Source organism: Paenibacillus sp. FSL H7-0918, assembly GCF_038007025.1.
GTDB classification, from domain to species: Bacteria; Bacillota; Bacilli; order Paenibacillales; family Paenibacillaceae; genus Paenibacillus_AQ; species Paenibacillus_AQ odorifer.
The window spans coordinates 660,829-687,802 of sequence record NZ_JBBOWJ010000002.1 but is presented as its reverse complement, the minus strand read 5'-3'; the positions used below and the strand labels follow the sequence as shown (position 1 = coordinate 687,802).

Sequence of the window (26,974 nt, the reverse complement as noted above, 5' to 3'; positions counted from 1 at the left end):
ACCGCTAGAACACACAGGAGGCGGCTGTTATGCGGGGGGATTCCTTAGTGAAGTGGTTTGGAAGATTGCAGATTCGTAATAAAATTATCCTTATTTTTATACCGTTGATCATTTTTCCATTGCTTGCTTTAGGCTTGCTCTCAGGGCAGATGTTCAGCCGTTCGATGATCGAAAAGGCTAAGTACAATTTTAAAGATGAATCCAAGCTCATCATGCAGCAAATAGATACGATTGTAAAAAATACGGAGAGTAGTGCTAACATTATAACTACCGACATCCATCGGATGTATGCTGAACGTCCGTTGTTATCCTCGACAGTGGAGCAGACGCGGTTTCGCAATTTAATGCAGAGCCAGCTTTCTATCGATCTGATTATTTTTCCGGATGTCGATTCTGCTGTGTTTGTGGATACGGAAGGCCAGATTTATTCCTCTTACGCCTACGGTAATCCTAACGAGCAGAAGGTATTCACCAGCGATATGCTGGAGAAGGCTAAAGAAAAAGGCAGCTACGGAGTTAACCGTTGGCTTCCCATGGAGCAGAGAGATTATCTGGTTAGTGATCCGGCAGTTCCGGTGCTCACACTAAGTAAAGTCGTGTACAATCTTAAAACGGGCAACCTAATAGGTACATTATTTGTGAACGTAAAAGAAGATGCTCTCTCTGCTTTTCTGGAAACCGCTAGAGAAACCTCTTCGGACAAGAAATATTTTATAGTAGACGGAACGCAAAGGACCGTGTCTACACCTGATAAATCAAAGCTTCTACTGAAGCCTGAGGACAGACTGAACGGCAGTCTTAGGAAGACGGGAAGCTCTGTCTCGGAAATTATCGGCAGGGGGAGCGGGCGAGAGCTGGTCACAGTGACGTATTATGATAAGCTGAATTGGAAGCTTGTGAATACCATTTCGCTGCAAAAGTTAACCGCTGATATTCATCGCAATATAACGTTAACTATATTCGTGGGAATAGGATGCCTGTTACTGTCTCTGCTGCTTGCAGGAAAGCTGTCACAGATTATCGTAAATCCGCTTCTTCAGGTGACGAAGGCGATGCGTAAAGTAAGGGAAGGCGATCTGAATGTCACCTCACCAGTGACTACAGAGGATGAGACGGGGCTGATCTCCACCGTATTCAATTCCATGGTTGGTCGTATTCAGGAGCTGATGCGGACGATTACGAATGAACAAGTCCGGAAACGTGAATATGAACTAGCTCTGATTCATGCCCAGATCAAACCACATTTTCTGTACAACACACTGGATACGATTTATGTACTCAACGATTTGGAGCTTAATGAAGCGGCTCGGGATACGACCAAGGCACTGGCAGACTTCTATCGGGTTGTTCTTAGCAAAGGAAACGAGGTTATTCCACTGTCCGAGGAAGTATCAAATGCAGCTGATTATTTGGCTATTATGCAGGTTCGCAACCCCGACGTATTACGTTACGAGATTAATATCCCGAAATCTCTCGAAGGAGTCAAGGTACCCAAATTGTCCCTACAGCCACTCATAGAGAATGCAATCTACCATGGATTAAAAACAAAGGGTAGTCAGGGGCTTATCTCAATAGAGGCTTATACACACGGAAGAGAAGTTATCATTACCGTGGAGGATAACGGTGTTGGCATGTCCGAGGAACAGGTGTCCCGGATTGTAGAATACCGCTCACGAGAAGGAAAACCGGCATCCATTGGTATATACAGCGTTCATGAACGGATTAAGCTGTATTTTGGAGAACCATATGGCCTATCGGTGGAAAGTAGACTGGGAAAGGGTACTGTTATGAAAATGACGATTCCCGGAACGGAAGCGCAGGGGGGCAGCATAGATGTATAAAGTGATGGTTGTAGATGACGAGCCGCTGTTTCGTTATTATATGCGGACCAAGCTGGATTGGAGTAAATATGATTTCAGTGTCTGTGGTGAAGCGTCAAATGGCAGAGAAGCGCTGGAAGAAGCGGAACGGACGAAACCTGATTTGGCTTTAGTGGACATTAGCATGCCCTATATGGACGGTATGGAGCTGGTTACCCGGTTACAGGCCAATGCTCCTGATATGCTGATTGTTTTTGTAACAGGGCACAATGAATTTGATTATGCGCAAAAAGCGATTCGCTTAGGTGTACAAGATTATTTATTGAAACCGTTTAACCAGCAAGAGTTTAACGAGATGATGATCAAGGTGAAGCAGCGCCTTCAGTCACATAAAATAGGTGCACGCAAAGCTGGTAAGCCAGAAATAATTGCAGAAGGGACGGCTTCTAGTAAGCTCTTTCCACTCCAAATGGACGAGCAGAATTCCTCTGAAGGGATAGAGGAGTTCTCCTTTCCATCCAAAGAAATCACTCATCTTGGAATTCAGGATGCCATGCTGATGGCGTTAAAGATGGGGGATGGCGATGCAGCGGCGAAGGACATAAGCAAATTAATTGAGATTCTACGACGCCAGAGAGGGGGAGGCAGCTATTCCTTTACTCTTTTAATGAGTATAGTATCCCTTTGCCTTGCCTATGCTGGAGAAAGAGGGATCAATCCGGAAAGTTTCTGGAAACCAGCAGGTTCGTCAGAGCAGCGGCTACGGGAGATGGATAACTGGGATGAGACTGAAAGCTGGATAAAAGGCTTGTACAGTAAAGTCATTGATCAAGGTCGTGAGCACCGCCCCTCTAAGTCGTACAATTTATTCATTGCCGCCAAAGAGTACATCCGGGAGCATTATTCCGATTGTGAGCTGACAGTTGACCAGGTGGCGAATGGCGTGTATGTAGATACCAGCTATTTACGGAAGGTTTTTCGAAAAGAAGGTGGAATCTCTGTACTTGATTTCATTACCTATACTCGTATGAAGCAGGCCAAGGAACTGCTTGCTGGAGGAAATGTGAGACTGTCTGAAATCGCCGGTAAAGTGGGCTATAATGATCCGAATTATTTCAGTAAATGCTTTAAAAAACACTATGGCATGCCGCCGTCTGAATTTGAGCAGCTGGCTGCCCGTTCCCGCCATATTGGCGTTAATAATGAAATTTAATAAACAAATTTGGTGGCGGCTCTCTGGTGAGGCCGCTTTCATTTTGTCCTGTTTATTACCGATTGTGCCCGATATGGCTCTTTTTGGGTCTTCAAGGCTCAAATATAATAGAAACAGGACGATGAAAACGCTAACAAATAGCGGATTCAACTAGCTCCACTAAATAGAGCATCAGAAAGGGGATTCATTATGAGCAACAAGCTATTCAGAACACTGGGGGTTGCAACCGTTTTATCCTTAGCTTTCTCACTTACAGCCTGTGGTGGTAACAATGCCGGAAACGGTGGTTCAACCTCTGAAGATTCCAATACGACCGCTGGGAACACCGATAAGAAAATTCAAATAAAAATTTATGCACAGCATTTTGACGAAGATACTTCAAAGCCATTTGATTATGCCGTAGAGGAATTGAAAAAGGAAATGCCGGAGGTGGAGATTGTACTGGATGAGGCTGTTCAAGATGGCTACCAGAAGCTGAAAACATATGCCGCGACTGGGAACATGCCGGATATTTATGAAACAGACTGGCCTACACTGCAAACCTTCGCCAAATCTAAAAATGTCGAGCTGCTTGATGAATACCAAGCCACCAAAGATTTCAAAGCGAATCTAAACACAGGGAATGAGTCCCGTCTGATTGCCCCAGACGGTCATGTATACGCATTCCCATATACGGGAATCGAATTCCAAATGTTGTTTTACAACAAGGATATCTTTAAAGAGGTAGGCATCGAGATGCCGATCAAGACGATCGATCAGCTGGCTGAAGCGGCTAAGAAGCTTTCTACAGCAGGGTATACACCGCTCTCAATTTTCGCGAAGGAGAAATGGATCACTACTTCTTTTTATAGCGGACTTGTGACTCGTGAGGAGACGAAAGGGTTTGGCCCACTCGAAACGAAGGGAACGACAACATTGCCTTCGCCTTATGTAACAGCAGCAGAACAAATGAAGAAGCTGGAAGAAGCAGGCTTGTTCGACGTCAATGCTACGAATACCAATTATGATCAAGCTTCATCTTTGTTCTACCAAGGAAAAGCTGGCATGTTCGTCAACGGTCAGTGGGAAATCTACAGCAGTGCTGAGAAGCTTGGGGATAAAGTGGATTGGATGTACTGGCCAGCTAAGGACGAAGCGACTTATGAGAACAACAAAATGTACATTAACGGTGCAGGAGGTCCTGGTGGCTTTGCCGTTTCTCCTAGCAGCAAGAATGTTGAGACCGCAGTGAAAGTAGCTAGTTTTATCGCACAAAAATATAGCGAATACAAATATACACAGCTGGGTAGCCCGATCGTAGCGACTAAAGTGGATAAAGAAATGACCGGTGAAGTGCCTGCCATGATGAAAAGAATCGCTGAAGAAGTGCTGCCAAACGTGAAGGGTTACGCCAATGCGGTAAGCAGTGTTCAAATTAAAAATGCACTGGACGACAATACACAAAATATGTTGATCGAAGGATTCTCGGCTAAGCAGTTCACGGATAACATGAACCGAGTGCTGAACAAAGAAAATAAATAATTAGAGAAATAAAATAAATAAAAATTGGTCCATGCCCTGCAGCTCACCCGGATCGAGCCCTTATATCGGGTGAGCAGCTTGGCAAGGAAGGAGTGGAATCTTACCGCATGCATAAATACTTAGGTAATAAGAAAGCCATAATGCTGTTTCTGCTTCCCGCTCTGTTGATTTATAGCGTAGTGATTATCTATCCGGTGCTTCAATCCTTTTATCGTAGCTTTTTCGAGTGGGACGGGCTCAGTACGGCTACTTTTAACGGATTGTCCAACTATGTAGAGATGTTTGATGATCCATTGCTTTTGACATCCCTTCGTAACGGCCTTATTTTTGCACTGGTGCTCGCTGTATTTCAGATCGGATTGGGAACCATTCTTGCGCTTGCCTGTGCCGATCCGCGAATCAAAGGGCGTAAGTTATTGAAAACAGCTTATTTTATCCCCGTAGTTCTGTCGGTTACGGTTGTTTGTCAGCTATGGATTGCCATCTACGATCCGAATAACGGATTGATCAATAGGCTTTTTGAAATTTTGCATATTCCTTATCAACAAAACTGGCTCACTTCTCCAACCACATCCATAATTGCGATTGCCTTTGTTAATGCCTGGCAGTTCATGGGTTACCAGTTCAGTCTTTTATATGCGGGGGTTAAATCTGTCCCTGAGCAGTACATGGAAGCTGCCACGATTGACGGTTGCTCCAAATGGATGGCGCATCGTAAGGTGACGATTCCAATGATGAAGGAGACGTTCAAATTCTGTCTGATCATTGCCATTACTTCAGGAATCGGTGCTTTTGTACAAATGTTGATTATGACTAACGGCGGACCGGGAACGAGCAATTATACGCTTACCTTTATGATTTATCGTTATGCTTTCTTGGAAAGCAACTACGGCTATGCCTGTGCGGTATCGGTTGTGCTTGTCCTTCTGTCGCTTCTGGCCACCATTATTATCAACAAGACATTTGACCGAAATGAAGCATAAGGCAGTACGCCGGAAAGGAAAAGGAACGTTATGAAAAAAGTGAGAGCATTGCTCATACAGCTTCCCTTATGGATTTATTTTATCATTTCCATCTATCCGCTATTATGGATGATTTCTTATTCTCTGAAAAATAACGATGAGATTTTTGTCACCAACCCTTTCGGATTTCCGACTAATTTCCGGATTGAAAACTATGTGGCCGCTTGGTCACAGTTCAATATACCGCGATATTTTACGAATAGCTTGGTAGTCTCTACGATTTCAACGCTACTTATTATCATATTATCGCTGATGTTCTCATTCGCAATTTCCCGGCTGCGGTGGAGATTCCGTGAAGGGGTCAGATTGTATATGACGATCGGAATGTTCATGCCGCTGCAGGTAATTATGATTCCACTTGCTATACTCGTGCGGGACTTACATCTGACTAATACCTACGGTGGGCTGATTGTTCCTTATGTCGCCATTGGATTGCCGTTCTCTTGTCTGGTATTCTACGGCTTTATGAAGGGTATTCCTGGGGAGCTGGAGGAATCCGCTTGTATGGACGGCGCGAATGTATACCGGATGTTTCTGCAGATTATTGTGCCGGTTGTAACGCCAGCTGTCGCAACAGTAGCCATTTTTCAATTTCTGAACAACTGGAATGAATTTTTGCTGGCTTATATTCTGATCTCTGATGAGGGGATGAAAACACTGCCGCTGGGTCTATTGTTCTTCCAAGGCCAATACAGCACAGACTGGGGTGGCATGGGGGCGGTTATGACGATGGCGAGTCTGCCAATGGTTATTGTCTATTTGTTCTTTAGTGAGCAGGTAGAACGGGCAATGACAGTTGGATCTGCTGTAAAAGGATAAAGCGAAGAGTAATAATTCATGCAAAAGAGGACTTCTGGCGAATGCGCAGGAGTCTTCTTTTTGATTCAAATCATGACCAGTGAATTCATCCTATTCCTCTAGGAAGACCAATCCGATAAAATCCTCCGGCTCAATACGACCGAAATAATGCTTCAAATCGAGATCAGCTAATGCTTCTCTAACCTCAGCCTCGTCATAACGTTTGCCACGAAGTGCATTTTCAACATCTACTACGTCACCGACTCCGAAGAAGTCACCATAGATTTTGATGTCTTTAATGAGGGAATCTTCAATATCCATCCGAATATCAATAATTCCGGCAGGGAATTTGCGCGTGTGCTTAACGTTGCTTTTTGGTGACAGACCGTAGTTCCAGTCCCAGTTCTGGTAGTGCTCCTGGGAGATCTCATTAATTTTGTCCCAGTCGGCTTGTTGCAGCTTGTACTGAGGAACCTCAGAAGAATCCATGCCAAAGATCGAACGCAGCAGGCCGGCGCGGAACTCCTCGATCGTCATATCTGTACCCAGCAGCTCTTTGATATTCGCTACACGGCTGCGTACGGATTTGGTGCTCTTTGATTTAAACTTCTCTGGATTCACTTTTAGAGAGGCTTGTACATCATCTAAATTAAGATTGAACATCAAGGTACCATGGCTGAACATACGTCCGCGTGTGGAGAACTGAGCGTTACCGGAAATCTTTTGCTCACCAACTTGCAGGTCATTCCGTCCGCTTAGCTCGGCGTTAACACCCATGCTTTGCAGGTAATCGATGACCGGTTGGGTGAATTTCAAAAAGTTATGAAAGGATTGGCCGTCATCCTTGGTAATAAAGCTGAAGTTCAAATTTCCAAGATCGTGATAAACAGCTCCACCGCCGGATAGACGACGTACGACCTGAATATTATTATCTTTTACATACTCTTGGTTAATTTCTTCGATAGTATTCTGATGTTTCCCTATGATGATGGATGGGCTGTTGATATAAAAAAGCAGGTAACTCTCGTCCATCGGCAAGTGCTTCAGCGCATATTCCTCAATCGCCAAATTGATGGATGCGTCAGTAATCCCTGTGTTATCAATAAAAAGCATAGTGAATTCCTCCGTCGCAGCAAAATTGATTACAACCTTCATTTTAAACCAAAAGCGGTTTTTTAACAAAAGAGATCACATTGTTGAGATTCATGTCGGTTTGAGGGAAGCGGGGGATTTAGCTGATTCCTTCTGCGAAAGCATTGACGTTCTTCCGGCAAAGAGGCAATAATGGTGGCAATGACATACATATCGTGCTAGAGAAAGTAGATAGAGGGAGTGTAATTATGCTTGAAAAATATGGGCATGGCGGTGATTTGTTGACGGCAGCGGAGCTCTATGGAGAAGCTGGGGGCACATTTCTCGACTATAGTGCCAACATCAATCCACTCGGTCCTCCACCGCAAGTTTTGGAGCTGCTCAGAACAGCACTGTCAACGGTGGTGGCATATCCGGACCCTGGACACCGACGCTTTAAACGCCTACTGGCGGAAAATCTTGGCGTAGATAATAGCTGGTTAACTGTGGGCAACGGAGCAGCGGAATCTATGGCTTTGCTGCTGCTGGCGATAGCTCCACAAAAGGTTGGCATCGTGGAGCCTTGTTTCTCTGAGTATCGGCAGCTTTCCGTACAATTTGGCGCTGAAGTATTATCGGTTCAGGGGACAAGGGAACAGCATTTTCGCGCTGGAGTGGAGGAGATTGCCGGGCTGTTGGAACAGGTGGAACTGTTATTTCTCGGACAGCCGAATAATCCCAATGGCGTTCAGTATGCTGTGGAGGAACTGCGCTTGTTAGCGCAGAAGGCTGAATGCTGCGGGACTTATTTGGCTGTGGATGAAGCTTTTATTGACTTTATCCCGGAGTCAGAGCGAAATACACTCCTGCCGGAGCTGGAGCGGTTTCCGCATACGGTTCTGGTGCGGTCGATGACGAAGTTTTATGCGATTCCCGGCTTGCGTCTCGGGTTTGCGATTTCACATCCGAAGCTGGCGAAGGCGATGAGCGGAAAGCAGGTCACCTGGAGTGTGAACGGCTTGGCGCTGCTGGCAGGGGAAGCCTGCCTTACAAGTGGACGTGACTATGAACAGCGCACGCGTGAGCTTATTGCAGCAGAACGCGAAAAACTGCGGCAGGGTCTTATGCAGCTGGGCTGCGATGTCCCACCGGGAGAAGCCAACTTTCTGCTCTGTGGCTTGCCATCACCGTGGAGCGCGGCTGAGTTTCAGACTAGGCTTGGCCGCGTAGGTATACTAGTGCGCAGCTGCGCTATGTATGCAGGGTTAGGAGCTGAGCATATTCGAGTTGCCGTTAAGGGACATGAGGATAATGCCCGCCTTTTGCTGCAGATGGCGGAGATTCTAGCGACTAAGTGACAGGTGGATGTAGTCTTTAATGACTCTATGTGCGGAGCGAGCTGACAGTGCGATTGGCGGGGCATCCTTTCGCGGATGGTTGTAAGTATTTAATGAAAGAAATGAGCGGTGAAAGGAGCGGGATCGGCTATGGTGGAAGTGAAGATTCCATTTAATCTTACAGGGGGAATCAGGGAGTATCGTCCGGCCGTCTGGCCAGGGCTTGCTCTGCAATGGAAGGATAAGCATCTTCTGCTGGAGCTGCCAGCAGAAGCCGATGGTTTATCGAGCGCGTTCTACGGCGGAGGAATGAACCGGCTGCAGCGAGCCGTCAATTTATATGTAGATCGCAATTACGAATGTAGTGATCCTGTCCAGGATATGGAGAATAAGCTGCACGATTGGGGTTATCCTTTATCCGGCTGTGCTGGTCTGATGACGGCTGTGCCGCTAGAGCATGCAGCGGTAGCTGAAGAGGACACGGGTTCAGCGGGGATTTTTGTTTGCGTTACAGCCGCCGCAGGAAATGCTGCGCGCGCAGGTGTGGAACGCAATGTGCTGGCTGTGTATCGGCCGGGTACGATTAACATCATGCTCTGCATTGATGGCCGCCTGACACCGGCGGCCATGGTCAATGCTGTGCAGACAGCTGTCGAAGCCAAAGCTGCTGCGCTGGCAGATCTCGGGATTACCGATCCCGAGAATGGCCTGATCGCAACCGGCACGACTACGGATGCTATTGTACTCGCTGTGAGCCAAAGCGGGCGATACAGCGCCGAGCATGTATATGCCGGCACAGCAACCGATCTTGGAGGCGCTATCGGCCGGCTTGTATATAGCGCTGTGACGGGCAGCCTGCTGTCGGTGCAGGCAAGGAAGGACGGCTAATGAGAATGGATAGCTGGAGAAGTAGAAGCTTGTTCAGAGGTGATTGCTTGTGACAATCGCTTTGGTGTTGCTTGCAGCTTATGTGATTGACCGGATCGTAGGTGATCCGCGTAACCTGCCTCATCCCGTAATTGGTATGGGCAAAGCAATCACGGCTCTGGAGCGGGCGATCCGTCGTTTATGGTCCCGCCCGCAAAGCCTGTGCAGAGCAGGGGTGTTACTTCCGCTATGTGTGGCGGGCGGTGCTTGGGCACTGACAGCCATCCTGCTATGGCTGCTGTCATCTATCTCACCGTGGCTCGTCTGGATAGCCGAGGTTTGGTTGATTTCAACCACGATTGCCTCCAAGGGACTAAAGGATGCAGGAATGGCGGTGTACGTGGAATTGCAGAAGGGCGATATCCCTGCTGCCCGCAAGGCGTTGGGGATGATCGTGGGACGTGATACGACTTTGCTAGACGCCCCGGAAATTGTCCGTGGAACGGTGGAGACCGTAGCAGAAAACATCGTCGATGCGATTATTTCTCCACTTTTCTACGCGCTGATTGGCGGTGCACCGCTTGCTATGGCTTATCGGGCGGTCAATACACTCGATTCAATGGTCGGTTATAAGAACGATAAATACCGTGATCTCGGCTGGGCCTCTGCCCGGCTCGATGATGTGGCTAACTTCATCCCGGCACGGATTACGGCATTGCTTTTGGCTCTATGTGCAGGGATGCTTCGTCTGGATTGGCGCAGATGCCTGCAAATGGTGAAGCGGGATGCACATCTACATCCAAGCCCTAACAGCGGTTATCCAGAATCAGCTGTGGCTGGCGCACTCGGCATCCGACTCGGAGGCGAAAATGTGTATCATGGCGTCGCTTCTTTTCGGGCTTATATGGGTGATCCGGTACGTACGATGGAACCGGATGATATCATCCAGACCTCGCGGATGATGATGCTCTGCTCTTCAATATTTGTAGGTCTATGCGCGGTTGTGGCATGGATATGGATTGGAGGCTGAGCGTCGGTATGGCAATTCCCTCTATAGAGCTTGAGCTAGTGCTTATCCGACACGGGCAGACGAAATGGAATGTTGAGCATCGTTACCTGGGACATACGGATCTTCCATTGCTTCCTGAAGCAAGTGAGCGGCTATCCCAACCTCAGCAGCAGATCTGCATGCAGACTGAGTTATCAGGTGGTTTTTGGCGTGTGTTCTGTTCCGATTTGCTAAGGTGTCGGGAGACCTTGGCTTTCGTAGCACCTTCACTAGAGCAGGACGCTGTTTATGATCAGCGGCTTCGTGAAATGAACTTCGGAGCTTGGGAAGGCTGCACTTATGAGCAACTGAAAGATAACTCTCTATATAGACGTTGGATTGATGATCCTTCAAAGGTTACACCGCCAGAAGGAGAATCGTGGACAGCATTCGATGCTCGGTTGCGTAGTTTCCTGTTGGACCTAGGTCAAGCTGCTGTGGCTGCATTTGGATGCTGTGCTATCAAGGAGAAAAAAAGTGAGGTTACATCGAATAGAGTATTGGTAGTGACGCATGGGGGTGTTATCAGGAATTTACTTGCACAGTTAGTTCCTGGTCTCACATTCTACAGTGCAGTGGCTCCTTCTCCAGGGAATGTAATGGTACTAAAAATACTCTGGCAGCATGGACAATGGTCAGCTGATAAAGCTCATATTTTGGAAAAAGGATGATTACATGAAAAAAGGTTTCCACGTCATTAGGAAAACCTAATAGGTGGAACCCTTTATGTTTGAACTATCGTTTGCTGTCAGCAGAATAACATGGTTAATTAGATATTAGGTAATAGGTAACCATTCCTTATAGGTATCTGCACGTGATTGTAATTCATTATACAGCATGCTGGCATGGTAACCGTCGCACACGGCATGGTGGAATTGCCCCGAGATGGGTAATAGTATTTTTTTGTCTTGCTGAAAATATTTCCCTATCGTAAAGATGGGAAGTAGGTAGGTTCCTTCGTTATACACGTTCAGGTTAAAGCTTGTGAAGCTGACCCACGGAATGCTGGAGATAGGGAAGGTGTTCGGCGGTTCGTTTGCTTTAGCGATAAATTGTTTCACGCTTCCGTACATTTTCATATCATCGAGATAACGGTTATAGAAATCATTAAACTGTTCACCGTACGAAGTCCAGATGCTTGAGAAAGTCTTATCATCATCATGGAAAATTGTAAAACTAGGGGACAAGCTATCCCAATAACCTAATCTACCTTCAGAATCAAAACATGTGCGGAATTCACTATGACGGTTCACCACCGTAGTTATCATGTGGATTAGTGCTGGGTACAGCTTAATTCCCTTATGCTTAAGCTCTGACAGTAGAAGGGTGATATCAATATTTACAGTCATGCTGTAGGTGCATCTGACATTGTTTAAATAATGTTCAAAATAGGGTTTTCTACTCCAGTTATCAATGACAATCGGGTTAAAAATCATTTATTATGACCTCCTAAAATTATTTCATTTTTCATTTTAGGAGGTCTGCTGGACTGATTTCACCATATCTTTATCACAATCCCTTGAGAAAGTATTTTGTAACGATGAGTATACCATCAATTGGAAGGGAGATGCATTTATAATGCTGAGCGAAAAGTTGGTTATTGAAAAATTGCTTCAGCAAAAGCGTACGAGTGTTGCTTCCAGCGTAGTGATGATGTGCGGTGTAGCGGGGTCGGGTAAAACAACCTTTGCTAAAAAGCTGGAGAAAGAGGGATTCGCCAGACTTTCGATAGATGAAGATATTTGGGCCACGCACGGCCGTTTCGGGGTGGATTATCCAGAGGACAATTATGAGTCCTATAAGGAAGAGTCGGAGATAAAGCTGCGGGGGGAGCTGGTGAATCTGCTTCAGGCAAAACATCATGTTGTTATCGATTTCAGCTTCTGGCAACGTCAGAGACGGAACGATTACAAGCAGCTCATTGAGAGTTATGGTGGCGTGTGGGAACTGATTCACTTAAAGGTTCAGCCGGATGAATTGCGTCAGAGACTGCTTATCCGGAGTGAACGTTTTGACGCCAATGCCGCATTTCCGATTACTGAGGACATATTAACCCGGTTTTTAAATGGTTTTGAGATCCCTGCTGGAGAAGGGGAGCTTGTGATTGAGCATAGATCTGTAACTTGATTTTTTGGGCATTTTTCCTCTTATAGAACCACAGCCGGATTAAAATCCCATGGCTGTGGTTCTTTTTTTAAGCGAGTGATTGTGCCATGATAGTCATGGGGGCGATTGAGAGATGTTTAAGGATTTTAAGCTCATAGCCGGACGGCCGGTGTATATACAAATTAAAGACTATATGAAGCACTTAATCATAAAAGGCGGTCTGCAAGGCAATCAAAAGCTGCCCTCCACACGAGAGCTCAGCACATTGCTTAAGGTTAGCCGCAACTCCGTAATCTCTGCTTATGCAGGGCTTGAGGATGATGGCTTTGCTTATGCCGTGCAAGGGCAAGGAAGTTATGTTGCTGCTACGCCGCCCGGCAGTGAAACGATCTCTTCCTGGACGATGGACTGGAAGTCACGTCTCAATGATCACGCGGTGCTGGCAGAGGAACTGGATATCATGAAGCGCGGGATTCGAGCGGAGAAGGGGACGATCTCCTTCACCAGCATAGCGCCTGATGAGAGTCTTTTTGATCTGGATAATGTGAAGCGGTCCTTTATGGATCGGATGTCGGTGGAAGGTAACGTTCTGCTAAATTACGGCTATGCCAAAGGGTATAAGCCTTTAATAGACTATTTGAAGCAGTATATGGAGCACAAGGGCGTTGAAATGAGGGGCAAGGATATACTGATCACCAATGGTTTTACTGAGGGGTTCGATATTGTATTGTCTGCTCTGAGTAAAAAAAATGGTTCAGTCATTTGTGAGAATCCGACGCATCATACAGCGATCAAAAATTTGAAGCTGAACGGTTTTGAGATCACCGGGATTTCGATGGAGCGTGATGGGATTGATTTGGCGGAGCTGGAGAAAGCATTGCAACAGCAAGCTTTTGACTGTGCATACTTCGTCCCTTCTTATCATAATCCGACCGGAATTGTAATGTCTCCAGAGAAAAGACAGCGGCTAATGAAGCTGATGAATCGCTACCAAGTCCCGGTGATTGAGGATGGTTTTAACGAGGAATTACGATATTCGGGCTCACATGTGGCTCCACTTATCGCAGCAGCAGGCAGCGGCAACAGCGTGATTTATCTCGGCAGCTTCTCCAAGGTATTATTTCCGGGACTACGTGTAGGTTGGGTGCTGGCGGATCAGGAGTTGATCAATTCCCTCGAAAGCGTCAAGCGCGCCCGTACCATTCATACCTCGACGCTGGATCAATCCATTTTGTATCAGTATTTATTGGGTGGTCATTTAGAAAAGTATTTGAAAAAAGCCAGAGCGGAATACAAACGAAAGTATGAATTAACCCTGCAATGCTGCAAGGATTGTATCCCTTATACGGCGCTGTCAGGGGACGGTGGCCTGCATCTTTTTGTAACCTTCGCGGAGGGCTTTAATACAAGGACGCTGTTGGCGGCCTGTCATGAGCAAGGGGTTATTTTTACAGCAGGAGATATATTCTTCACAGATGGTAAGGGTCAAAATACGATACGGATCGGTTTCTCCAGAGTGACGGATGAGGATATCCGCAAGGGGATCGAGATTATTGGCAGAACAGCTCGACAACTAATGGGATAAAGAGGTGCTTGAGATGAAGGTAGGCGTAATTATGGGCGGGGTATCCTCAGAGTATGAGGTATCCATGAATAGCGGTAGAGAAATATTGAAGAATCTAGACCCCAATAAATATGAAATTATTCCAATTGTGATCACCAAGCGTGAGGAGCTTATTGAGCAGGCAAAAGGGATCGATATCGCACTGCTTGCACTTCATGGAGCTTACGGCGAGGATGGTACGGTTCAGGGAACGCTGGAGACGATGGGGATTCCGTATACGGGCAGCGGGGTTTTGTCTAGCAGCATTTGCATGGATAAAGATCTCTCCAAAAAGCTTATGCGCTGCGCAGGCGTCAATACAGCAGATTGGCTATGCTGGGACAGCATGAAGGATTATTCGGCTGAAGCGGTGGAACGGCTCGGATATCCTGTTATGGTGAAGCCATGTTCAGGCGGCTCGAGTATCGGAATGGAAAAAGTGAGCAGCAGCGAGGAGCTGTTGTGCGCAGTGCAGAAGGCTTTTGCCTGTGATCAGTCGATTTTGATTGAAAGCTACATTCAAGGCCAAGAAATCACCTGTTCTATTCTAAACGGAGAGCTGCTGCCTATTCTGGGAATTACCTCAGCAAATGCCGAGTGGTTCGATTACAGTGCTAAGTATGAAGAAGGCGGAGCAGATGAACGGGTCATTGAACTGCCTGCTGAGGTGCATGAGCGGGTACGCGAGGCTGCCTTGAGCTGTTACAAAGCACTAAAATGTAGCGTGTATGCACGGGTTGATATGCTGCTTAAAGAGGGTATTCCTTATGTGCTGGAGGTGAATACGTTACCAGGCATGACGAAGGCCAGTCTTTTACCCAAAAGCGCGCAAGCGGCAGGCTACACCTTCAGCGGACTGCTGGACGAAATCATCTCCCTTTCCCTAACGGAAAAGAGTGCAAAAGAAGAGGTGTACAGCCATGCATAATGAATGGATTGCTCCACGTGTGCGGGAGATTGCACCCTCGGGGATTCGGGCTTTTTTTGACCTAAGTGCGGGGAATCAGGATATTATATCGCTGGGTGTAGGGGAACCAGATTTCGTTACACCGGAGCATGTAAGAGCTGCCTGTATTCGTGCCTTGAATAATGGGGAAACGATGTATACGCCAAATTCCGGTTTACTGGAGCTTAGAGAGGAGATCGCTTCTTATCTGCACACAAGTTTCAAGCTTCGCTATGAGCCAAACGATGAGATTATGGTTACGGTGGGAAGCAGCGAGGCTGTGGATTTGGCATTACGAGCTTTCATTACACCTGGGGATGAGATTATCGTCCCTTCTCCGAGCTATATCGCATATTCGCCGATTACCCATTTGAACGGGGGGGTTACGGTGGAGGTAGAATCATCGGCCGAGCAGGAGTTTAAGCTTACTGCTGAAGCGTTACGGAAGGTGATTACTCCGCGTTCCAAGCTTCTTATGGTGAATTTTCCGACTAATCCTACAGGTGCAGTAATGACTTATGAAGATTGGCTGCCTATTGCACAGATTGTAAAAGAGAATAACCTACTGGTCATTTCAGATGAAATTTATGCCGAGCTTACGTATGACAGTCAGCATGTCAGCATCGCCTCTCTTCCCGGGATGCTGGAAAGGACGATTGTGATTAGCGGCTTCTCCAAAGCTTTTGCAATGACTGGCTGGAGAGTGGGTTATGCTTGTGGCGATCGAGAATTAATTGCTGCGATGCTAAAAATCCATCAATACACTGCGATGTGTGCCCCAGTGCTCGGTCAAATTGCTGCGATTGAATCATTGCGCAACGGAATGCAGCATAAGGAACACATGAAGCAATGCTTCGATGAGCGGAGAAAGCTGCTGGTTAGTGGATTTCGATCCATAGGACTACCTTGCCATGAACCTGCGGGTGCATTTTATGCCTTTCCTTCCATCGCTCACACCGGAATGAAATCAGAAGACTTCGCTTTGCAGCTGCTCAGGGAGGTCGGTGTCGCTGCGGTTCCGGGTCATGTGTTTGGAGCAGGCGGAGAGGGTTATATTCGCTGCTCCTATGCCGCTTCCTTACAAAAATTGACGGAGGCGCTGGAGAGAATCGATGATTTTATGAAAGTGAAGTTGTAATTCTAGAAGTCCCCCTCTATCATAGATGGGGGCTTTTCTGCGAATATGAGATAGAATAGGTTATACGGATACATTTAATAGGAGGTCGTAATTATATGCTTTCAGATATTCAAGACGTAATTAAACAAATCATTCCGGCTGATGATCAGTCCATCCTCAAGGCGGAGCATCGGCTGAACATTCTGACCAAACCTCCGGGCAGTTTGGGACAATTGGAACCTCTGGCCGTTAAGCTCGCTGGAATTTCGGGTACGGAGCAGCCTAGTTTCACCAAACGAACAGTTGTTGTGATGGCTGCTGATCATGGGGTGTGCTGCGAAGGGGTTAGCGCATTTCCACAGGAAGTCACGCTACAGATGGCCCATAACTTTCTCAGCGGTGGAGCGGCTGTGAATGTATTGGCACGTCAAGCTGGGGCAGAGGTACAGTTTGTTGATGTCGGCATAAACGGCGATCTTAGTCATGTCGATCTGATTGATCGTAAAGTGCGCCGGGGGACGGATAATATGGCTGTGGGACCTGCGATGAGTCGTGAGGATGCCATGAATGCTCTTCTTGTTGGGATAAGAGTCGCGCAGGAAGCGGTTAAGAACGGCACGGAGATTTTTATAACAGGCGAAATGGGCATTGGGAATACTACGGCTAGTGCTGCCATTCTATGTGCTCTCAAAGGAATAGCCCCTGAAGTAACTGTGGGACGAGGAACGGGAATTGATGATGAACGTTTACTACATAAAATTGCAGTGGTGGAACGCGCCTTAAAGGTAAATCAGCCGAATTCAGCAGATCCGTTGGATGTATTATCTAAAGTTGGCGGACTGGAAATCGCTGGCTTGGCGGGACTGATTCTTGGTGCGGCTGCTAATCGGACACCTATCATTTTGGATGGTTTTATTTCGGGGGCGGCAGCGCTTGTGGCAAAAGCCCTTGCACCTGAATCCATCGCTTATATGATAGCGTCTCATGTATCAGGAGAACGGGGACACAAGTTAATGCTGGAGCAGCTTGGGCTTGAACCGCTGCTTAACCTCGGTCTGCGATTGGGTGAGGGAACAGGGGGAGTATTATGCCTTCATTTAATCGAGGCGATCTGCCGCATTTTGAGCGAAATGGCAACCTTTGAAAGTGCAGGCATCTCTGGAGCTGGTCAACGATGAGCATTCTTGTAACGGGAGGCGCACGTAGCGGGAAAAGTGGTTTTGCAGAAAAACTGATACAGTCACTGGCAGATCAGGCCTTCTATGTAGCAACCGGACAGGCCTTTGACGACGAAATGAAGGAACGGATTGCTTTGCATCAGCATCAACGAATGGAAAGTGGTTACGCTTGGGAGACACTTGAGGAACCGTATGATTTACCAGATCTGCTAAAGCGATTATCGGGTGAAAAAGCGGTGCTCGTAGATTGTTTGACCTTATGGTTATCCAATGCATTATTGGCCGTGGAAGGTTTTGAAAATAGACAAGAGCTTGTTGAGAGTGAAATAACAAGACTTGAAGACAGTGTGCGTTCTTTTCAAGGGACGCTTATTCTGGTCACTAATGAGGTTGGCGACGGGATTGTTCCGGAGTATGCGCTTGGCCGATTGTATCGTGATCTGGCGGGACGAATGAACGCCCTGATCGCTCGGCAATGCGAACAGGTCTTTCTAGTAACTGTTGGAATTCCGATTGAGCTGAAGAGCAGGGAGTATCGTTTATGAGGGAGCGTAGGGATGCGGCCGTAGCTGCCTTTCAGTTCTTATCCCGATTTCCTGTAAAAGGTGATCCGGGATTCTCTCCTGAACTGCTGCGCCGGAGTGTAATCTTCTATCCCATGGTAGGCGCAGCAATTGGACTGTGTGTAGCTGCTGGAGCAGCCCTGACGGGATTGCTTTTACCTGCTTGGCCAGCAGCTGTGCTCACTCTGATTCTGTGGGTTGGCCTCACTGGCGGGTTGCATCTTGATGGCTGGATGGACAGCGCAGATGGTCTGCTCAGCTATCGGCCACGGGAGCGGGCCCTGGAGATTATGAAGGACAGCCGTGTAGGTGCGATGGGCGTACTCGCCTGCGTGCTGCTCCTGCTGTTTAAAGCATCTTTGCTGGCAGCTCTAATCGAAGGCTTCGCCTACTACGAGCTGCCGCTGCTCTTGGTACCAGCGGTCTGGAGCCGCTGGTATATGGTGCGGGCAATGGTGCGTTATCCCATTGCCCGTGGAGACGAGGGGCTGGCCGCGAACTTCGCCGGCCTAGCTTCCTCGCATGAGCGGCGCGCGCTGGCCGTCGCCGCGCTGCTCTCGCTGGCCGCCGCCGCTGCGCCACTGGCGCTCGGCGCTGGCTTAGCCGCGTGGCCGCTGCATCTGGCGGCAGCTCTGCTGCTGCCGGTCGCGGCCTTGGCCTGCGGCACCGCAGCTGCGCGGCGGATCAGCAGCCGGCTCGGCGGGCTCACCGGCGACGTGTACGGCGCGCTGAACGAGCTGCTGGAGGTTGTGCTGCTGCTAGTGTTATTGCTGCTCCAGCACAATTTAATGTAAGCTCCACGGGGGGAACCTTGAGTAGTTTGCTGTAGGTAGCTCCACGGATGAACCTTGAGTAGTTTGCAGTAACTCCGCAGATGAACCTTGAGCTGGTTTGCTGTAGGTGGTACTACGGATGAGCCTTGAGTAGTTTGCTGTAGGTAGCACTATGGGCGAACATTGAGTAGTTTGCAGTAACTCCGCAGATGAACCTTGAGCTAGTTTGCTGTAGGAGCTCCACGGTGAACCTTGAGTACAATTTGTTATGAGTAACCTTTGCGTTTTTATGAGATAGATAGGGAAGAGGGATGACATGTTATTTGCCATTCTGCTGTTTATAATTGCTGGGCTTGCTGAGATCGGTGGCGGATATTTAGTATGGTTATGGTTGAGAGAATCACGGCCACTTTGGTACGGTTTAGTGGGGTCCTTGATTCTGATAGCGTATGGGATTATCCCTACGTTGCAGAAATTCCCTTCCTTCGGCAGAGTGTATGCGGCTTACGGTGGGGTGTTTATCGTACTCGCGGTCTTATGGGGATGGCTTGTAGACAAGAAGACACCAGACGTATACGACTGGGTCGGAGCTGTTATTTGTGTGATCGGTGTTTCGGTCATCCTCTGGGCACCGCGGCACTAGGTTGAGTGAGGGTTACATAGCCATAAAAGCTGAAAAACACTGAGTATCCTAGTTTTTACTAGGTGAGTAACTTGACTCCGGACTCAGGAGGCCTTATTTGCGATAAAAGGGTTATTTTGGAGCTTTTTCGGACACCAGAGGCGCTATTTGAACAAAATAGGCTGAGTCTGGGTTGATTATGAGGCAATAGCGTCTCTCGAGTCCGAAAAAGCCTCCAAATGGCGGTTTTTCGAGTAATAGCGGCATCTGAGTCCGCAAGCCAGCAGCAAATGGTGTGTTGAGTCTAAGTGAGAGCTTCGCGCAAGCTAGCGCATGTAGCCGATTCTATTGCTGTAGGTAGCATCCACGGAGGGACTTGGAGTAATTTACTGTAGGTAGCATCGACGGATGAACTTTGAGTAATTTGCAGTAGGTAGCATCCACGGATGAACTTTGAGTAATTTGCTGTTGGTAGTGCCACGGAGGAACTTTGAGTAATTTGCTGTTGGTAGCGCCACGGATGAACTTTGAGTAATTTGCTGTAGGTAACTTGGCTCCGGACTCAGGAGACCTTATTTGTGATAAAAGGGTTAATTTGGAGCGTTTTCGGACACCAGAGGCGCTATTTGAGCGAAATAGGCTGAGTTGGGTTGATTATGAGGCAATAGCGTCTCTCGAGTCCGAAAAAGTCTCCAAATGGCAGCTTTTCGAGTAATAGCGGCATCTGAGTCCGCAAGCCAGCGGCAAATGGCGTGCCGAGTCTAAACGAGAGTATCGCGCAAGCCAGCAGCACATGAAGCGCCGATTCTAAGCGAGAGCTTCGCGCAAGCCTAGCGTATGCCCCCAAGTCTAAGCGAGCCATCGCAAACTAAAAACCCCCGTTCAACACTTTCGTGTGAACGGGGGTTTTAATTTACAAGCGTTAAATCTTAAATTGCTGCACAGCTTCTTGGAGTTTCTTGGCTTGCTCATACAGATGTTTAACGGTTTCTGCATGGCCTTCCAGTTCGACGCGCTGCCGCTCTGAGTTAGCAGCGAGTGTGTCCGCACTTTCTTGCGATCTTGATGTAATTTGTGCAGTTTCTTCGACGGAAGCACTGACTTCTTCTGTACTTGCTGAGATTTGCTGTGTAGCCGCAGATACGGATTGGATGCTGTGATTGATGCTTTGGATAAGAATCAGGAGGTGATTAAAGGCATCACCTGCTTCTGCTACTTTGCCGACTCCAGAGGCAACCTCAGAATTCACGTGGTTCATCTCGGTAACGGAGCGACTCATATCTTCTTGAAGCCCAAGTAGGAAGTCACGGATCTGTTCGTTTGCGTTACGGGATTGTTCAGACAGCTTGCGTACTTCTCCCGCAACAACAGCAAAGCCGCGTCCATGCTCTCCTGCGCGTGCAGCTTCAATTGAAGCATTCAGCGACAGCATTTGGATCTGTTTCGTAATTTCAGTAATACTGTGAACGACTTCTCCGATCATTACTGAACGCTCATTCATGATTTGTAATTGATCCAGCGACTGTAGGGAAGCACGTTCAACCTGGCGCATTTGCAGCACAGCGCTTTGAGCAATTTCATTACCGCCACTTGCTTCAGCGGAAGCCTCACTGATTTGCTCCGTGACTTCATTCGCTGCTGAGGCAATACTTTGAATGCCTAAATTGATTTCTTCCATTGCTCTCGAGTTATCTGATGCACTGCTAGCGATAGTCGTACTACCTTTGCCGATTTCTATTACCGATGAGCTGGAGTGTTCCGCCATATCATTGAGAACCTCAACACGTTCTTTTAAAGAGTTGGAATCCGCAACGACAGTATTAGAGGTTACCAGTACATGTCCAATCATTTCTTTCAGGCGTTGGGTCATCGCTTGGAAGCTTACGGACAACTGTGCAACTTCGTCATTTCCTTTAACTGATAATTCTTCGGTGAAATCTCCCTCTGCGAGCCGGGCACTATAAGCTGCCAGTTTTGAGATTGGACGTGTTATACGCACACTCATGAACCATGCACCAGTTAGGCCGATGATCAACGTCAGAAGTGTGATTCCGGCACTTGTCCATAGAATACTGTCTGTTTTTTCTTGAATGAAGCTTACGTCACTGCTTACACCGATAACCATCGTACTTCCGGGAATACCGATATAAGCTGTTTTATGTATACCATGTGCGTCGCTATATGTATCGCTTAGTCCAGTTTTTCCTTTAGAGGCTTGTTGCATTGCAGAGGATACGGTGACACTTTCTGCCCGTTGCAATTTTGCATCGTGATCTGCGGATAGAATCTCAGCTTCTTTTCCCTTCAGATTGACCAGAAAAATGGTTTCCACTCCATGTTGTTTCCTCTTTTCCTGAAAATAGAACTCGAGATTGGTGGCAGACTGATCGTTCTTATTTAGGGTTTGCTGGGCGTGCATTACGTTGAGATTCTTATATACGTCCTGAGCAGCGGCAGTAAGGATTTTGTTAATCTGCGGCATAACATAGCTGTTGAAGATACTGATAGAGATAAAATAGAAGCTGGTGCTTAACAAAAGAGACGTGAGCAACAGAACAACAAATAATAAACGCGTAAATTTGCGACTGATCGAATGCTTGATACGAAACATATCGTTCTCTCCTTTTTTTATGGACGGTGAGGTCATTTCTTTTTTGGTCTTCACTAGATACTCCATGCCAACTGCTGGAAATTGGCGACCCGAGATATATTCCATAGTTATGTCATATTTCTACTAAATGGATCGGGAATAAGGTGTTTGATACTATTCTATAGAATTAACCTCTGGATGAATAGTGAAAGTTTTGTCCTATAGAGCATTTTTTTCTGAAAGAAATGAATTATTGCTGACTATTTTAGATAATTGGCGAAAAAAAAGAAATGGAACTACCAATTTCATATAAAAATATTATTTTTATGGATTGTTAAGCGCTATTGTGATAGAGTATTAATGTTTTGTTCCGAAAATTTAATATTGTAAGCCGCGGTTCGTAACCATCCCGCGTAAACAAAACTAGGAGGAATTTCAGTAATATGTTTAATTTGCTGTGGGGAGTTTTATTTGTTATTGTCAATTTTGCTTTTTTTCTACTCTGTTACCGCTTGTTCGGGAAAAGTGGAATGTACGCCTGGGTAGGTATTGCTACTGTAATTGCTAACATTCAGGTAGCTAAGACGATTGCTATGCCATTTGATATTGTGATGACACTCGGAAATACGATGTATGTCACTTTATATATGACCAGCGATTTACTTAATGAGAAGTACGGAAGAGCGGAAGCACGTAAAGCGGTCTGGTTTGGTTTCTTCACCTTGCTTATGACTACAGTCATTATGCAGATGGTACTAGTATTTAAGCCGCAGGAGACCGATATCGCTCAGTCTTCTTTGGAGACGATTTTTGGGCTGATGCCTCGACTAGCTTTGGGTAGTCTTACTGCTTACTTCATTAGTCAGTTCCTAGATGTTCGGTTGTACTCTTGGATTCGTAAATATTACAGCACCTCAAGTCAGCTGTGGATTCGTTCCAACGGTAGTACGATGATTAGCTCCTTTGTGGATACACTTATTTTCTGTACCATTGCGTTTGCGGGCTTGTATGACTGGAATGTATGGCTTGAAATTTTGCTTACGACTTATCTAGCGAAGTTCTTACTAACCGCAGTAAGCACACCTATCTTATATATCGCCCGAACCTTTACTTTTGCTGAAGAGGGTTCAACATCATCCGTTCAAAAGAAGGACTAAACAACAATACAGCCAGCGCGTACCGATCATAATCGATGCGTGCTGGCTGTTTTTTCGTTGTAAGATGGACTTAATCGTTACATGAAAGATGTGTACATAAAAATAATATAAAGCTAAAATAAGCTATCGTAGCAATTCTAGCGGGTTAGTTTAACAGGAGCGCCGGCGATGGCGCTTATCACATATCCTTTAGTTTGGGCTGGACTTGCGGGGCAGTCCGATTGAAGAGAATGTATATAATCGGTAGTCACAGAAATTACGAACAGGTGTGATCAGGATGAATCTAGTAGTTCCTATACTGCGTCATGCAGCACAGCAGCCCGACAGCATTGCCTTAACCCATGACCAAGCAAGTCATACCTATGCCACATTAGTAAAAACGATGCGGAGAATCGCGAATGGCTTACAGCAAAAGGGTCTGAGGCATGACAAAATCGCGATTTTGTCTACGAATCGTATTGAATTTGTTGAGGTTTTTTTGGGGGCGATTTATGCGGGCTGTGTTCCCATTCCCTTAGATCCCAAATGGAGTGCTAATGAACTGCAGGTTATTATAGAGCAGTGCCAGCCGACAATGATTTTTGCCGAGCCGGAAGCCGCAAAGAATCTGACCTTCAAGGATCAAATGATCCAAACATTGACCTTCTCAAATGAACGAACAGGTTCCTATGATCAGTGGCTGGCTGCCCTGAAGCCGGAGGCTGAGTTGGATGAGACGAATGAATTATTATTTATTGGCTTTACTTCAGGCACAACCGGATTGCCCAAAGGTTATATGCGTACCCATTTATCATGGTTAAAAAGCTTTGAGGTCTCGAATATTGCTTTTGAATTGGACGCTATGAAGGATGTTTTGGCACCAGGTCCATTTGTGCATTCCCTATCCTTATTCGCCGTAATGCAGAGTCTATATGGTGGAGCAACCTTTCATATCACACAAAAATTTAGTGCCACGCAGGTGTTAGAGCTGTGCCAGCAAATTCCGGGCGTGGTGCTGTTCGTCGTACCAACAATGATCGAATCCATGATGCAGCAGGCTGTACCTGGGCAGATACAGATTGATGCGATTATTAGCTCAGGTGCAAAGTGGTCGGAGTTGTCCAAGAAAAGGGGCATGGAAGTGTTTGGTGGAGCTAGGCTTTATGAATCCTACGGTTCTTCAGAAGCGAGCTATATTAGTTATTTGGATGTTCTGACCGAGCATAATCCGACCTCTGTAGGCAAACCTTATCCCGGGGTGCAAATTTCCATTCGTGATGACCAGCTCCGGGAAGTCCCTCCTGGGGAGATTGGGCAGCTATATGTGCGTAGTGATATGATATTTTTAGGCTACCATCAATTGCCGAATGAGACAGCAGCAGCTTTTAGAGAGGGATGGCTTGTTTTAGAAGACTATGTTTATCAGGATGAAGCTGGTTATTTATATATGGCGGGACGTTTGAAGAATAAAATCATATCCGGAGGGCTGAACGTTTATCCGGAAGAAATAGAGAGGGTGCTGGAGTTTCTTCCGGAAATAGATGAAGTGATGGTGCTTGGCGTGCCTGACGATTACTGGGGAGAACAGCTGATAGCCCTCGTGAAGTGGAGCGGAGAACAGCATTTATCTGTCGAAGAAATTAAGAATTATTGCCGCCAGTATTTAGCGAGCTACAAAGCGCCGAAGCAGCTGCTAACCCTGGATGAATTTATCTATACAAGCAGTGGCAAAATTGCCCGGCAAGCGATGAAAGACTATGTGAAAAGAGCGATGATATGATAGAAGCAGTAATTGTCATGGCAAAACGTACACCGGTTGGCAGAATGGGTGGCTTATTAAGTACACTTGAGCCGGAGGCATTACTGGCGCCGCTTATTCAGCATATTGTAGCCGAAACGAACTTGCCTAAAGAACTGATCGATGATGTCATTATTGGGAATGTTGTGGGCCCAGGAGGTAATATTGCCCGGGTAGCTGCGCTTGAAGCGGGGCTGCCTGTTTCGGTTCCGGGCGTCACCGTGGATCGTCAGTGCGGATCTGGGCTAGAGGCAATTAATATAGCAGCAAGACTGATTCAAAGCGGCGCTGGTGAGATTTATTTAGCAGGTGGTGTCGAAAGTACGAGCCGTGCTCCATGGAAAATGGCTAAACCACAGACGTTAATGGGGGTTCCACAGCTGTATACCCGTGCACATTTTACGCCTAGCTCTTACGGTGATCCGGATATGGGAATTGCTGCAGAGAATGTAGCTAGGAAATACGGGATTTCTCGAGAAGAGCAGGATCAATATGCCTTAAAAAGCCATCAAAAGGCGGTTCATGCTCAGCAAAGTGACCGGTTTCAGCAGGAGATAGTACCTCTTCAGGTAGAGGGGCAGTGGGTGAGCACCGACGAATGTCCTCGGGCAAATACGAGTCTGGACAAGCTGCAAAAGCTGCCGCCAATTTTTGAAGAAAAGGGTACCGTCACTGCTGGAAATGCTTGTCCTATTAATGATGGCGCAGCGCTTCTATTAATGATGTCTCGTGAGAAATGCCAGCAGCTTAAGCTTACCCCTATTTTGCGGGTCGTGGATGCGCAAGCTGCGGGTGTAGATCCGAACTATTTGGGTATGGGGCCTGTACCAGCTGTGCAAAAGGTGTTAAAACGCCAAAAGCTTACCGTTGCCGATTTAGATATCATAGAGTTTAACGAAGCTTTTGCTTCACAAGTATTGGCATCACTGAACGAGCTTCAAATTCCACAGGAAAAGGTCAATCTTGGCGGGGGGGCATTAGCAATAGGCCATCCATACGGAGCTTCTGGGGCTATGTTAATGACTCGCTTATGTGCTGAAATGCAACATGTCCCTTACCAACGAGGGCTTGCTACTCTGGGAATCGGCGGTGGGATAGGTCTGGCAACACTCGTGGAGGTTATAGAATGAACAGTGTCCGACATCAGATCCATATGACTGCTGAATGGATTTCGGACTATGCACAGAGTATTGAAGCACCCGTGCAGACGATAAATGGAAAGCTGATCGCTCCTGCGACGATGCCTATTATTTTCTGGCAAGACTTCGATATTCCTTGGTTAATCATCGGTGAACCCTTGCTTCACGGTACTCAGAAATTTTCATATCAGGCTCCGATTACGGCGGGGATGATTTTGGATTGTGAATTAGCGTTAACGGGCGAGGTGCAAAAAGAAGGCAGACAGGGTAAACTGACTTTTTACACACATACGCTGGTTTGTAGGTGTGAGGGTAAGCTAATAGTCACCGCAGAAACGGTGTTAATTCGGGTAGGTGATGATCATGATAAAAAAGTGCATAACAGCTGAGGCTATCCGGCAATATGCAGCTGCTTCCCAAGATTTGGAGCCTATACATCTAGATGCAGAGGCCGCAGCCAAGGCTGGTTTGGAGCGACCCATCGCACATGGGATGTATTTTATGGGATTAGCCCAATCTTTGTATATTGCTGAGCACCCTACACAGTGGATCACTCAATATGATATGAAATTTCATAAGCCAATAGAGGTCGATAGTGTCGTGATTTTTGATTTTGCAGCGGACGATTGCTTTGTGAAAGTGATCCTTACAACAGAAGCTGGCGATGTTATTGCTGCGGGAGCTTTTGCAGTGAAAGAGGTGTAGC

Annotated in this window: 25 protein-coding genes and 1 riboswitch; of the genes, 22 read left to right on the top strand and 3 right to left on the bottom strand. The window is 46.8% G+C overall.

Translation table 11 applies throughout. From position 1 onward, the window contains the following. The first annotated feature begins 29 nt into the window (after positions 1–29). From MHI15_RS17010 to MHI15_RS16990, 5 genes are all read left to right on the top strand, one after another. Positions 30–1,841 (top strand): cache domain-containing sensor histidine kinase, encoded by a 1,812-nt coding sequence (locus tag MHI15_RS17010; RefSeq protein WP_076128157.1) that lies wholly within the window; start codon positions 30–32, stop codon positions 1,839–1,841. Beyond that, the gene (locus tag MHI15_RS17005) at positions 1,834–3,033 is read left to right on the top strand and encodes a response regulator transcription factor (protein WP_076185759.1); all 1,200 of its coding nucleotides are present in this window, start codon (positions 1,834–1,836) and stop codon (positions 3,031–3,033) included. The genes MHI15_RS17010 and MHI15_RS17005 overlap by 8 nt, the downstream gene beginning before the upstream one ends. Before the next feature lie 189 nt (positions 3,034–3,222). Next, a complete protein-coding gene (locus tag MHI15_RS17000) occupies positions 3,223–4,554 on the top strand; it encodes an ABC transporter substrate-binding protein (protein WP_076128153.1) in 1,332 nt (443 codons plus the stop codon). Positions 4,555–4,661: 107 nt separating this feature from the next. Next, positions 4,662–5,537 carry a carbohydrate ABC transporter permease gene (locus MHI15_RS16995; protein WP_038569153.1) on the top strand — a complete coding sequence of 292 codons (876 nt, stop codon included), beginning with the start codon at positions 4,662–4,664 and terminating at the stop codon, positions 5,535–5,537. Between the two features lie 30 nt (positions 5,538–5,567). Further along, positions 5,568–6,395 carry a carbohydrate ABC transporter permease gene (locus MHI15_RS16990; protein WP_036681776.1) on the top strand — a complete coding sequence of 276 codons (828 nt, stop codon included), beginning with the start codon at positions 5,568–5,570 and terminating at the stop codon, positions 6,393–6,395. A 90-nt stretch (positions 6,396–6,485) separates the two neighbouring features. Here the strand turns inward: MHI15_RS16990 and MHI15_RS16985 are convergent, their stop codons facing one another. Continuing rightward, a complete protein-coding gene (locus MHI15_RS16985; protein ID WP_339247012.1) occupies positions 6,486–7,487 on the bottom strand; it encodes a lipoate--protein ligase in 1,002 nt (333 codons plus the stop codon). 227 nt (positions 7,488–7,714) lie between these two features. Between MHI15_RS16985 and MHI15_RS16980 the strand changes: the two genes are divergently transcribed. From MHI15_RS16980 to MHI15_RS16965, 4 genes are all read left to right on the top strand, one after another. Further along, a complete protein-coding gene (locus MHI15_RS16980; protein WP_339247015.1) occupies positions 7,715–8,803 on the top strand; it encodes a pyridoxal phosphate-dependent aminotransferase in 1,089 nt (362 codons plus the stop codon). Between the two features lie 129 nt (positions 8,804–8,932). Continuing rightward, positions 8,933–9,670, top strand: a complete 738-nt coding sequence (locus MHI15_RS16975) for an adenosylcobinamide amidohydrolase (protein ID WP_076194750.1) — start codon at positions 8,933–8,935, stop codon at positions 9,668–9,670. A gap of 49 nt (positions 9,671–9,719) precedes the next feature. Then, positions 9,720–10,679, top strand: a complete 960-nt coding sequence (gene cbiB / locus MHI15_RS16970; RefSeq protein WP_076194752.1) for an adenosylcobinamide-phosphate synthase CbiB — start codon at positions 9,720–9,722, stop codon at positions 10,677–10,679. Beyond that, positions 10,643–11,368, top strand: coding sequence for a histidine phosphatase family protein (locus MHI15_RS16965; RefSeq protein WP_341164632.1), 726 nt, complete (start codon positions 10,643–10,645; stop codon positions 11,366–11,368). The genes cbiB and MHI15_RS16965 overlap by 37 nt, the downstream gene beginning before the upstream one ends. Positions 11,369–11,473: 105 nt before the next feature. On the opposite strand, the gene catA is transcribed toward MHI15_RS16965, so the two are convergent. After that, the gene (gene catA, locus MHI15_RS16960; RefSeq protein ID WP_076185747.1) at positions 11,474–12,133 is read right to left on the bottom strand and encodes a type A chloramphenicol O-acetyltransferase; all 660 of its coding nucleotides are present in this window, start codon (positions 12,131–12,133) and stop codon (positions 11,474–11,476) included. Between the two features lie 142 nt (positions 12,134–12,275). On the opposite strand from catA, the gene MHI15_RS16955 reads away from it, so the two are divergent. The 8 genes from MHI15_RS16955 (at position 12,276) to MHI15_RS16920 (ending at position 19,626) form a co-directional block, all read left to right on the top strand. Further along, positions 12,276–12,824, top strand: coding sequence for an AAA family ATPase (locus MHI15_RS16955; protein ID WP_076128141.1), 549 nt, complete (start codon positions 12,276–12,278; stop codon positions 12,822–12,824). A gap of 112 nt (positions 12,825–12,936) precedes the next feature. Then, positions 12,937–14,388 (top strand): MocR-like pyridoxine biosynthesis transcription factor PdxR, encoded by a 1,452-nt coding sequence (pdxR, locus tag MHI15_RS16950; protein ID WP_341143934.1) that lies wholly within the window; start codon positions 12,937–12,939, stop codon positions 14,386–14,388. Positions 14,389–14,401: 13 nt separating this feature from the next. Then, positions 14,402–15,334 carry a D-alanine--D-alanine ligase gene (locus MHI15_RS16945; RefSeq protein WP_076128138.1) on the top strand — a complete coding sequence of 311 codons (933 nt, stop codon included), beginning with the start codon at positions 14,402–14,404 and terminating at the stop codon, positions 15,332–15,334. Further along, positions 15,327–16,490: an aminotransferase class I/II-fold pyridoxal phosphate-dependent enzyme gene (locus MHI15_RS16940; protein ID WP_076302200.1), complete on the top strand. Its 1,164-nt coding sequence runs from the start codon at positions 15,327–15,329 to the stop codon at positions 16,488–16,490. The genes MHI15_RS16945 and MHI15_RS16940 overlap by 8 nt, the downstream gene beginning before the upstream one ends. A 95-nt stretch (positions 16,491–16,585) precedes the next feature. Then, a complete protein-coding gene (cobT, locus tag MHI15_RS16935; protein WP_076302199.1) occupies positions 16,586–17,647 on the top strand; it encodes a nicotinate-nucleotide--dimethylbenzimidazole phosphoribosyltransferase in 1,062 nt (353 codons plus the stop codon). After that, positions 17,644–18,192 carry a bifunctional adenosylcobinamide kinase/adenosylcobinamide-phosphate guanylyltransferase gene (cobU, locus tag MHI15_RS16930; protein WP_076137512.1) on the top strand — a complete coding sequence of 183 codons (549 nt, stop codon included), beginning with the start codon at positions 17,644–17,646 and terminating at the stop codon, positions 18,190–18,192. Before cobT ends, cobU begins: the two co-directional genes overlap by 4 nt. Next, positions 18,189–19,004 (top strand): adenosylcobinamide-GDP ribazoletransferase, encoded by an 816-nt coding sequence (gene cobS / locus MHI15_RS16925; RefSeq protein WP_076128130.1) that lies wholly within the window; start codon positions 18,189–18,191, stop codon positions 19,002–19,004. Before cobU ends, cobS begins: the two co-directional genes overlap by 4 nt. 295 nt (positions 19,005–19,299) lie before the next feature. Further along, a complete protein-coding gene (locus MHI15_RS16920; protein WP_076128128.1) occupies positions 19,300–19,626 on the top strand; it encodes a YnfA family protein in 327 nt (108 codons plus the stop codon). A gap of 901 nt (positions 19,627–20,527) precedes the next feature. On the opposite strand, the gene MHI15_RS16915 is transcribed toward MHI15_RS16920, so the two are convergent. Then, the gene (locus tag MHI15_RS16915; protein ID WP_076185737.1) at positions 20,528–22,216 is read right to left on the bottom strand and encodes a methyl-accepting chemotaxis protein; all 1,689 of its coding nucleotides are present in this window, start codon (positions 22,214–22,216) and stop codon (positions 20,528–20,530) included. A gap of 366 nt (positions 22,217–22,582) precedes the next feature. Beyond that, positions 22,583–22,628: riboswitch (PreQ1 riboswitch) on the top strand. Positions 22,629–22,638: 10 nt separating this feature from the next. On the opposite strand from MHI15_RS16915, the gene MHI15_RS16910 reads away from it, so the two are divergent. The 5 genes from MHI15_RS16910 (at position 22,639) to MHI15_RS16890 (ending at position 26,973) form a co-directional block, all read left to right on the top strand. Continuing rightward, positions 22,639–23,352 carry a queuosine precursor transporter gene (locus tag MHI15_RS16910; protein WP_341164631.1) on the top strand — a complete coding sequence of 238 codons (714 nt, stop codon included), beginning with the start codon at positions 22,639–22,641 and terminating at the stop codon, positions 23,350–23,352. Positions 23,353–23,629: 277 nt separating this feature from the next. After that, on the top strand, positions 23,630–25,111 hold the full coding sequence (locus MHI15_RS16905) for an AMP-binding protein (RefSeq protein WP_341137903.1): 1,482 nt from the start codon (positions 23,630–23,632) through the stop codon (positions 25,109–25,111). Beyond that, positions 25,108–26,259: a thiolase family protein gene (locus tag MHI15_RS16900; RefSeq protein ID WP_076128121.1), complete on the top strand. Its 1,152-nt coding sequence runs from the start codon at positions 25,108–25,110 to the stop codon at positions 26,257–26,259. The genes MHI15_RS16905 and MHI15_RS16900 overlap by 4 nt, the downstream gene beginning before the upstream one ends. Then, a complete protein-coding gene (locus MHI15_RS16895; RefSeq protein WP_076128119.1) occupies positions 26,256–26,657 on the top strand; it encodes an FAS1-like dehydratase domain-containing protein in 402 nt (133 codons plus the stop codon). Before MHI15_RS16900 ends, MHI15_RS16895 begins: the two co-directional genes overlap by 4 nt. Continuing rightward, on the top strand, positions 26,632–26,973 hold the full coding sequence (locus MHI15_RS16890; RefSeq protein WP_076128117.1) for a MaoC family dehydratase: 342 nt from the start codon (positions 26,632–26,634) through the stop codon (positions 26,971–26,973). The genes MHI15_RS16895 and MHI15_RS16890 overlap by 26 nt, the downstream gene beginning before the upstream one ends. The last annotated feature ends 1 nt before the right edge of the window (position 26,974 follow it).

Bases quoted from the DNA above. Each gene is read 5' to 3' on its own strand.
- MHI15_RS16920 (WP_076128128.1), top strand. From the start codon at position 19,300: ATGTTATTTGCCATTCTGCTGTTTATAATTGCTGGGCTTGCTGAGATC.
- pdxR (WP_341143934.1), top strand. From the start codon at position 12,937: ATGTTTAAGGATTTTAAGCTCATAGCCGGACGGCCGGTGTATATACAA.
- MHI15_RS16975 (WP_076194750.1), top strand. From the start codon at position 8,933: ATGGTGGAAGTGAAGATTCCATTTAATCTTACAGGGGGAATCAGGGAG.
- MHI15_RS16980 (WP_339247015.1), top strand. From the start codon at position 7,715: ATGCTTGAAAAATATGGGCATGGCGGTGATTTGTTGACGGCAGCGGAG.
- MHI15_RS16900 (WP_076128121.1), top strand. From the start codon at position 25,108: ATGATAGAAGCAGTAATTGTCATGGCAAAACGTACACCGGTTGGCAGA.
- MHI15_RS16990 (WP_036681776.1), top strand. From the start codon at position 5,568: ATGAAAAAAGTGAGAGCATTGCTCATACAGCTTCCCTTATGGATTTAT.
- MHI15_RS16890 (WP_076128117.1), top strand. From the start codon at position 26,632: ATGATAAAAAAGTGCATAACAGCTGAGGCTATCCGGCAATATGCAGCT.
- MHI15_RS16905 (WP_341137903.1), top strand. From the start codon at position 23,630: ATGAATCTAGTAGTTCCTATACTGCGTCATGCAGCACAGCAGCCCGAC.
- MHI15_RS16910 (WP_341164631.1), top strand. From the start codon at position 22,639: ATGTTTAATTTGCTGTGGGGAGTTTTATTTGTTATTGTCAATTTTGCT.
- MHI15_RS16895 (WP_076128119.1), top strand. From the start codon at position 26,256: ATGAACAGTGTCCGACATCAGATCCATATGACTGCTGAATGGATTTCG.
- MHI15_RS16915 (WP_076185737.1), bottom strand. From the start codon at position 22,216: ATGTTTCGTATCAAGCATTCGATCAGTCGCAAATTTACGCGTTTATTA.
- cobT (WP_076302199.1), top strand. From the start codon at position 16,586: ATGCTTTCAGATATTCAAGACGTAATTAAACAAATCATTCCGGCTGAT.
- MHI15_RS16940 (WP_076302200.1), top strand. From the start codon at position 15,327: ATGCATAATGAATGGATTGCTCCACGTGTGCGGGAGATTGCACCCTCG.
- MHI15_RS17005 (WP_076185759.1), top strand. From the start codon at position 1,834: ATGTATAAAGTGATGGTTGTAGATGACGAGCCGCTGTTTCGTTATTAT.
- catA (WP_076185747.1), bottom strand. From the start codon at position 12,133: ATGATTTTTAACCCGATTGTCATTGATAACTGGAGTAGAAAACCCTAT.
- MHI15_RS17000 (WP_076128153.1), top strand. From the start codon at position 3,223: ATGAGCAACAAGCTATTCAGAACACTGGGGGTTGCAACCGTTTTATCC.
- MHI15_RS16955 (WP_076128141.1), top strand. From the start codon at position 12,276: ATGCTGAGCGAAAAGTTGGTTATTGAAAAATTGCTTCAGCAAAAGCGT.
- cobU (WP_076137512.1), top strand. From the start codon at position 17,644: ATGAGCATTCTTGTAACGGGAGGCGCACGTAGCGGGAAAAGTGGTTTT.
- MHI15_RS17010 (WP_076128157.1), top strand. From the start codon at position 30: ATGCGGGGGGATTCCTTAGTGAAGTGGTTTGGAAGATTGCAGATTCGT.
- MHI15_RS16965 (WP_341164632.1), top strand. From the start codon at position 10,643: ATGCGCGGTTGTGGCATGGATATGGATTGGAGGCTGAGCGTCGGTATG.
- MHI15_RS16995 (WP_038569153.1), top strand. From the start codon at position 4,662: ATGCATAAATACTTAGGTAATAAGAAAGCCATAATGCTGTTTCTGCTT.
- cobS (WP_076128130.1), top strand. From the start codon at position 18,189: ATGAGGGAGCGTAGGGATGCGGCCGTAGCTGCCTTTCAGTTCTTATCC.
- MHI15_RS16985 (WP_339247012.1), bottom strand. From the start codon at position 7,487: ATGCTTTTTATTGATAACACAGGGATTACTGACGCATCCATCAATTTG.
- MHI15_RS16945 (WP_076128138.1), top strand. From the start codon at position 14,402: ATGAAGGTAGGCGTAATTATGGGCGGGGTATCCTCAGAGTATGAGGTA.